Genomic DNA, 7,647 nt, shown 5'->3' with positions numbered 1-7,647 from the left:
GGCGCGCGCGGCCGCCATCGACGCCGACGTCCGCAGCGGCGCGATCCAGGACGTCGAGCACGTGGTGATCCTGATGCAGGAGAACCGGGGCTTCGACCACTATTTCGGGACGCTGAACGGCGTGCGGGGCTTTGGCGACCGCTTCCCCGTCCCGGTGCGCGACGCGGCGGGTCGCCAGGGCGCGTCGGTCTTCGTCCAGGCCTATGACAAGGACAGGCTGCTGGCGCCGTTCCCCCTGAACAGCGCCCAGACCTTCGCCCACATGCGGGTCGAGGGCACGCCTCATAGCTGGACGGACGCCCAGGACGCCTGGGACCAGGGCCGCATGGACCGCTGGCCGGACGCCAAGCATCCCTGGTCGATGGGCTATTTCCAGCGCGCGGACATCCCCTTCCAGTACGCCCTGGCCGAGACCTTCACCCTCTGCGACGCCTATCACTGCGCGACCCAGACGGGCACCAACACCAACCGCCTGTTCCTGTGGACCGGAACCAACGACCCGCTCGGCAAGGCCGGCGGCCCGTCGATCTCGAACTCGCACGACAACTTCGCCGAAAAGGGCGGCTCCAAGGAGTCCTACAGCTGGACCACCTATCCCGAGCGGCTGCTGAAGGCCGGCGTCTCCTGGCGGATCTACCAGGACATGGCCGACAACTTCACCGACAACCCGCTGGCCGGGTTCAAGGCCTATCGCGACGCCTACAAGGACCTTCCGGGTTCGGATCAGACGCTGAAGAAACTGGCCCTGTCGACCTGGCACCTGGACAAGCTGCGCGAGGATGTCGTGGGCGGCCGCCTGCCGCAGGTCTCGTGGGTCATCGCTCCGGCCGCGGACTCCGAGCACCCCGGTCCGTCCAGCCCGGCGCAAGGCGCGGACTACACCGCCCGCGTGCTGGACGCCCTGACCGCCGATCCCAAGGTCTGGGCGCGGACGGTGTTGCTGGTGATGTTCGACGAGAACGACGGCTTCTTCGACCACATGCCGCCGCCGTCGCCGCCGTCGCGCGGCGCGGACGGCAAGCCGCTGGGCGGCTCGACGGTCGACGAGACCGGCATGCATCACCACGTGCGCAACCCGACCGAGGCCAAGTCCGAGCGCGACGACCTGATGGGCCGTCCCTACGGCCTGGGCCCGCGCGTGCCGCTGTACGTCATCTCGCCGTGGAGCCGCGGCGGCTGGGTCAACAGCCAGGTCTTCGACCACACCTCGGTGATCCGCTTCCTGGAGGCGCGGTTTGGCGTGATGGAGCCGAACATCGCGCCCTGGCGGCGCGCGGTCTGCGGCGACCTAACCACCTGCTTCGACTTCAAGACGCCGAACGCCAAGCCGTTCGCGCCGCTGCCGGCGACGGCCGAAGCCGCCAAGCGCGCCAACGGGCTGGGCCGCACCAAGCCGCCCACCCCGACCACCGTCGTCGCGCCGGTGCAGGCCATGGGTCCGCGCCCCTCGCGCGCCCTGCCCTACGCCCTCACCGTCGACGCCGAGGTCCGCGACGGCGCCGCGCGCCTGAAGCTGGCCAACACCGGCGCGCACGCGGCCGTGCTGCACGTCTATGACAAGCTGCGGCTGGACGCGGTTCCGCGCCGCTACACTCTCGCGCCCGGCACCAGCCTGGAGGACGCCTGGCCGACCGGCGCCTATGACCTGTGGGTGCTGGGCCCGAACGGCTTCCACCGCCGGTTCGCGGGGACCAGCGAAGGCGTCGAGATCACCGCCCGTCCCGAGGGCGACGCGCTGCGGGTCAGCGCCGTCAACAACGGTCAGGCGCCGCGCGCCCTGATCGTGGAGGTCCTGGACGGCGAGCGCCTGGAGGTGACCCTGGCGCCGGGCGAGACCCGCTCCAAGGTCTTGCCGAGCCGTCAGGGCTGGTACGACGTCACCGCCCGCCTCGACGGCGCTCCGGCCTGGCTGCGGCGCGTCTCGGGCCGGATCGAGACCGGCAAGGACTCGATCAGTGACCCCTGGATGGGCGGCCCGGCGGTGCTCGCCATCTAAAAAGTCCGATCTCCCCGGCGAATGCCGGGGCCCAGATCGAACCCACGGCGCTGGAAAGTTTGCATGGCAGGCGGGCGAATGGTCCGTAACCGCTCTGGATGAATCTGGGCCCCGGCATTCGCCGGGGAAATCGGATAGGGGTTTAGGCTCGGATTCGTTCAGGACGCCGCCATGACCCTTCGCCACGCCGCCTCTCTCGCCGTTCTCGCCCTGGCCCTGACGGCCGCGCCCGCGATGGCGGCGCCGAAAGCCGATCCCGCCAAGACCGTCGGCAAGCTGGTCGCCTCGCCCGCCTTCAAGACGGCCGTCGCCAAGCTGGACGCCGACTACGACCGCACGGTCGCCGACATCATCACCTTGACCGAGATCCCGGCCCCGCCCTTCAAGGAGGAAAGGCGGGCCAAGGCCTATCTCGAGATGCTGAAGGCCCACGGCCTGACGAACGTCGAGATGGACGCCGAGGGCAACGTCATGGGCGTGCGCCCCGGAACCGCGACCAAGGGCGCGGGTCCGTTCGTGGTCATCGCCGCCCACCTCGACACCGTCTTCCCCGAAGGCACGGACGTGAAGGTCAAGCGCCAAGGGACCAAGCTGATGGCTCCCGGCATCGGCGACGACACCCGGGCGCTCTCGACCCTGCTGGCCTATCTGCGGGCCATGGACGCGGCGGGGATCAAAACCAAGAAGGACATCCTGTTCGTCGGCAATGTCGGCGAGGAAGGTCCGGGCGACCTGCGCGGCGTCCGCTACCTGTTCAACAAGGGTCCCTACAAGGGCCGGATCAGCGCCTTCTTCTCGATGGACGGGGCCAATCCCGAACAGATCGTCGACCAGGGCACGGGCTCGAAGCGCTACCGCGTGACCTTCTCGGGTCCGGGCGGCCACAGCTACGGCGCGTTCGGCATCGTCAATCCGATGGCGGCCATGTCCAAGGCCGTGACCGACCTCTATGCGGTCGAGCCGCCGAAAAAGCCGAAGACCACCTATTCGGCCAGCGTCACGGGCGGCGGCACCTCGGTGAACTCGATCCCGCACGACGTCTTCATGGAGTTCGACATGCGCTCGGAAAGCGCGGCCGAACTCGCCAAGCTGGATCAGACGCTGATCGGCATTCTCGACAAGGCCGTGGCCAGCGAAAACGCCGCCCGCTCGACCCGCGCGGGCGCGGTCAGCTACACGGCCAAGGTGATCGGCGAGCGTCCGGCCGGCGCCACACCCGAGACGGCCGAGATCTCGGTCCTGACCCAGGCGGCGATCACGGCCCTCGGCTACAAGCCCGTGCGAGAAGCGGGCTCGACCGACGCCAACATCCCTATGAGCCTGGGCGTGCCGGCCCTGACCATCGGCGCGGGCTTCCTGGGCGGTCGCGCCCACGCCCTCGACGAGTGGATCGACACCGAGAAGGCGCCGACCGTCAAGGGCATGAGCGTGGGCCTGGCGGCGCTGCTGGCCGTGGCGGGGGTGGAATAGCCTCTCAGGCCGCGCGGTTGGCGCGCCAGCCCGTCGAACCGGCGTCCTGGCGCAGCTGGAAGCGCGCGGCCAGCTGAGCGATGTCGGCGGCTTCCTTGGCCAGCGATTGGCTGGCGGCCGTCGACTGCTCCACCATGGCCGCGTTCTGTTGCGTGGCCTGGTCCATGTGGTTCACGGCCGTGTTCACCTCGCGCAGGCCCGTGGCCTGTTCGCGCGACGAGCTGGCGATGTCGGCGACCAGCCGGCTGACGGCGCCGACCTGCTCGATGATCTTCTCCAGCGCCTGGCCGGTCTGCTCGACCAGCCCAACGCCCTCGGCCACCTCGTTGGTCGACTTGCCGATCAGCTGCTTGATCTCCTTGGCCGCGTCGGCCGAGCGCTGGGCCAGGGCCCGCACTTCCTGGGCGACGACGGCGAAGCCGCGACCCGCCTCGCCGGCCCGCGCGGCTTCGACACCCGCGTTCAGCGCCAGCAGATTGGTCTGGAAGGCGATCTCGTCGATCACCCCGATGATGTTGCCGATCTCGCGCGAGGAGCCCTCGATGCTGGACATGGCCTCGGTCGCCTGGCGCACGACCGAACCGCCCGCCTCGGCCGCGTCGCGGGCGGCCGAGGTGACCTCGGCCGCTTCCTTGGCGTTCTCGGCGGTGCGCTGGACGGTGGCGGTGATCTCGTCGAGGGCCGCGGCGGTCTCTTCCAGGCTGGCGGCCTGCTGCTCGATCCGGCGCGACATGTCGTAGGCGGCGGACGACAGCTCGTTGGCGCCGCCGGTGATGGTCTTCACCCCGGTCGAGACCTGGGCGACGGCGCTCTCCAGCGCCGAGGCGGCGGTGTTGAAGTCGGCGCGGAGCTGCTCGTAGGCGGCGGAGAAGCGGGTGTCGATCTGGACGCGCAGGTCGCCGTCAGCCAGCGCCTTCAGCCCCTGGGCCAGCTGGCTGACCACCTCGGCCTGCTCGGCGGCGGCGTGCTGCTCGGCCTCGCGCGCCTTGGCCTGCGCCTCGCGCATGGCGACGGTGTCGCGATAGTCCTGCCATAAGGCGATCAGGACATCCCGGCCGCCGACCTTGGCCGGGATGACGGTGGCCAGCACCGGCAGGAGCTCGCCATCCAGCCGCTGGTGCAGCCACTCGAAACGAATATAGCCCTTGGCGAAGGCCTCCTGAATCCGCGAGACGACCAGATCCTCGGATCGACCGCCGCACGGCTGCAGCTCGGGCGACAGACGGCTTGGCGAGACGCCCAGAAGATCCTTGCGCGAGCAGGCCATCAGCCGCTCCATCGCCGGATTGCAGTCGACGATCACGCCATTCTCAATCACGTAGTAGCAGTCCGGCGAATTCTCGAAGATGAAATTGGCCACGTCCTGGCGAGCATTGTCTTCGGTCTTACGTCGGAACATACGGGTCTCCTGTCAGGAGGAGACTAAGCGTCTTAAAGTAAACAAGGTGTAGACCATGACCCGGCCGCGCCGCGATACGGCCCCTTCGGCAGATGAAATTTTCGCGACATCCAGAGGAACAAGCTTTCCGCTACGTCACCTCTGAACGCCGCAAGAATAACGCCTAGGAAGAACGCTCGCGCGGGGTCAGGCCGACAGGGCGATCAGCACCGCCGGGATCACCGTCCCGACGCCCAGCAGGATCCAGGAAAGCTTCTTCTCGCGCCCATAAGCGACGGCCATCCAGGCGCCCAGCACGGTGGCGGCGGCCAGGGCGATCGAGACCAGCAGGAAGATCGCCTTCAACAGCGTCACGGCCAGCTTGGGCTTGGCCGGGGCCTTGGCTTCGGCGGGCTTGGCCTCGGGCGCCTTGGCGGCCGCCGGCGCCGCCTTGGCCGCTTCAGCGGCGGGCGGGCCAGGCCGCTTGCCGCGCACCTTGTAGGCCTGGACCTTGTGGACCATGCCCAGCTTCTCGACCACGGGCGGCGGGACGTAACCCTCGTGCGCCTCGTGCAGCTTGTAGATCTGCAGCGCGCCGGTGATGGCGAAAAGCAGAACGCTGGGGGCGATCAGCAGGCCGAGATAGGTGTGGATGCGACGCACGGCGGCGAAGCGCAGGGCCGGATTGCTACGAGGCTTGGGGGCGTTGGCCATGTCGAAGCTCCTAAAGCGTTTACGCTCAAGCTTCTCCCGCCGAACGCCGCCGCGCCTAGCGCCAGATCAAATTCTATTCGCTCTTGCCGCCGTCCAGGTTCGCCAGCCTGGGCGTGTCCATCACCGCCCCGCCATCGGCCAGCAGGCGGTCGATGCGGGCCTTCTGGGACCTGAAGGCGGCCAGCTCCGAACCGGCCAGCACCGTGCCCTGCGGGACCTTGGCGCCGATCGGATTGACCCGCTGGCCGCGCTGCCAGATCTCGTAGTGGAGGTGCGGACCCGACGCGAGGCCCGTGGAGCCGACATAGGCCACGACCTGGCCCTGGCGCACCTTCACGCCCGGACGGATGCCCGGGGCGTAGCGCGAGATGTGGCCGTAGCCGGTGTCCCAATTGCCCGAATGGCGGATGCGCAGCCAGTTGCCGTAGCCGCCCCAGCGGCGGGCCTCCAACACCACGCCGTCGCCGGCGGCCAGGATCGGCGTGCCCGTGCCCGCCCCGAAGTCGACGCCCTGGTGGGCGCGGGTGTAGCCCAGCACCGGGTGGCGGCGGATGCCGAACACCGAGGTGATCCGGGCGCCGTCGACCGGCGTGCGCAGCAGGAAGCCTTTGATGTTCTTGCCCAGTTCGTCGAAGAACTGGGGCTTGCCGTCCGTGTCCCGCCGATCGAATGCGTAGAACCTCTGGCCCTTGACCTCGGCGTATTCCAGGTCGCCGGCCTCGATGGTGCGGCCGCTCTCGGTGACCTTGCGCTCAAACACCAGGCAGAAGCGGTCGCCCTCCTGGATGTCGCGCGAAAAATCGATCTTGTGCGAGAACAGCTTGGCCGCCTGACTGATCACCTGCGGGGTGCCGCCGACGCTGGCCACGCTCTCGTAGAACGAGCCGTTCATCTCGCCGCACGCGACCTTCTTCTCGTCGCGGACCTTTTCCTCCAGCTCGCGCAGGCGCAGGGCGCCGTCGAAGGTGCGCGAGACGGTCAGGGTCGAGGACGGGCTGGCGCGCATGGACAGGCCGATCAGCCGGGCCGGGCCGCGCTGGTCGCGTCGCTGGGCGATGGCGGTCTCGAAGGCCATGCCGGCCTTGATGTTGACGGTGTCGATCGCGCCCTGCAGCACCGAGACGACCTGGCGGGCCTCCTCCTGGGTCACGCCGGCGCGTTGCACCGCGCCCAGCAGAGTCTCGCCCGGACGGACCTTGACCTCGACGTTCTCGGGGCGCTCGAAGCCGGGCTGGGCCTCGGCGCCGGCGAAGGCGACATGCTGCAGAGCGGCCAGGGCGGCGGGATCCAGCGGCGCCTTGTCGGCGGGGGCCTTCACGTCGTCGGCGGTCAGTTTCAGGCCCAGGCCCAGAGCGGCCAGGCCGGCGACGGCGGTAAACAGCCTCGGCGCCCAGCGCGTGGCGCTGCGTCGCGGATCGAATTCCTGCATCGTGCCCCCGTCGATATCGACGCCGCGCAAGTCAGTTGCGTACGGCCGGGAAGCCCCCCAGCGCCCGCGCCGGACCATGGTCACGCCGGTCACCGGCGGCAAGGACTATTCGGCGCTTCGGTCGATTTGTCACGGGGCGGAGCGAGTAGCAAGCTAAGCCATTGACCTAAAAAGAAAACGCCCGCCGTTTCCGGCGGGCGTCTTGGGTACGCTTACTGTTACGCTACTAAAGTCGAGTCGCCTTAGGCGGCGTTGATCTGCTCGTTCGGGTCGCGCAGGACGTAGCCGCGGCCCCAGACGGTTTCGATGTGGTGCTTGCCGTGCGCCGAAGCGGCCAGCTTCTTGCGCAGCTTGCAGATGAAGACGTCGATGATCTTCAGCTCGGGCTCGTCCATGCCGCCGTACAGGTGGTTCAGGAACATTTCCTTGGTCAGGGTCGTGCCCTTACGCAGGGAGAGCAGCTCGAGCATCTGATATTCCTTGCCGGTCAGATGCACGCGGTTGCCGTTCACTTCGACAGTCTTGGCGTCGAGGTTGACGACGATGTCGCCGGTCTTGATGACCGACTGGGCGTGACCCTTCGAACGACGGACCACCGCGTGGATGCGGGCGATCATCTCGTCCTTGTGGAAGGGCTTGGTCATGTAGTCATCGGCGCCG

Annotated in this window: 6 protein-coding genes; 2 read left to right on the top strand and 4 right to left on the bottom strand. The window is 68.7% G+C overall.

The window, feature by feature from the left end; all coding sequences use genetic code 11:
- Together Q0379_RS09455 and Q0379_RS09450 are read left to right on the top strand one after the other, a co-directional pair.
- Window positions 1-1,996, top strand: a 1,996-nt coding sequence (locus Q0379_RS09455) for a phosphocholine-specific phospholipase C (RefSeq protein WP_299007540.1), incomplete at its 5' end; no start/stop codon positions are given.
- A gap of 171 nt (window positions 1,997-2,167) precedes the next feature.
- Window positions 2,168-3,466: a M20/M25/M40 family metallo-hydrolase gene (locus Q0379_RS09450; RefSeq protein ID WP_299007538.1), complete on the top strand. Its 1,299-nt coding sequence runs from the start codon at window positions 2,168-2,170 to the stop codon at window positions 3,464-3,466.
- A 4-nt stretch (window positions 3,467-3,470) separates the two neighbouring features.
- Here Q0379_RS09450 and Q0379_RS09445 read toward each other — a convergent pair whose 3' ends face one another.
- The 4 genes from Q0379_RS09445 to Q0379_RS09425 all read right to left on the bottom strand — a co-directional run.
- The gene (locus tag Q0379_RS09445) at window positions 3,471-4,865 is read right to left on the bottom strand and encodes a methyl-accepting chemotaxis protein (RefSeq protein WP_366519312.1); all 1,395 of its coding nucleotides are present in this window, start codon (window positions 4,863-4,865) and stop codon (window positions 3,471-3,473) included.
- A 186-nt stretch (window positions 4,866-5,051) separates the two neighbouring features.
- Window positions 5,052-5,558, bottom strand: coding sequence for a hypothetical protein (locus Q0379_RS09435; protein WP_299007536.1), 507 nt, complete (start codon window positions 5,556-5,558; stop codon window positions 5,052-5,054).
- 73 nt (window positions 5,559-5,631) lie between these two features.
- A complete protein-coding gene (locus tag Q0379_RS09430; protein WP_299007542.1) occupies window positions 5,632-6,987 on the bottom strand; it encodes a peptidoglycan DD-metalloendopeptidase family protein in 1,356 nt (451 codons plus the stop codon).
- Window positions 6,988-7,229: 242 nt separating this feature from the next.
- Window positions 7,230-7,647: response regulator transcription factor (locus Q0379_RS09425; protein WP_366519311.1), on the bottom strand; the 418-nt coding region annotated here is incomplete at its 5' end.

Origin of the sequence: uncultured Caulobacter sp. (genome assembly GCF_937900395.1) — a bacterium.
GTDB lineage: Bacteria > Pseudomonadota > Alphaproteobacteria > Caulobacterales > Caulobacteraceae > Caulobacter.
The sequence above is the reverse complement of the archived record's forward strand: the minus strand, read 5'-3'. Positions and strand labels throughout refer to the sequence as shown.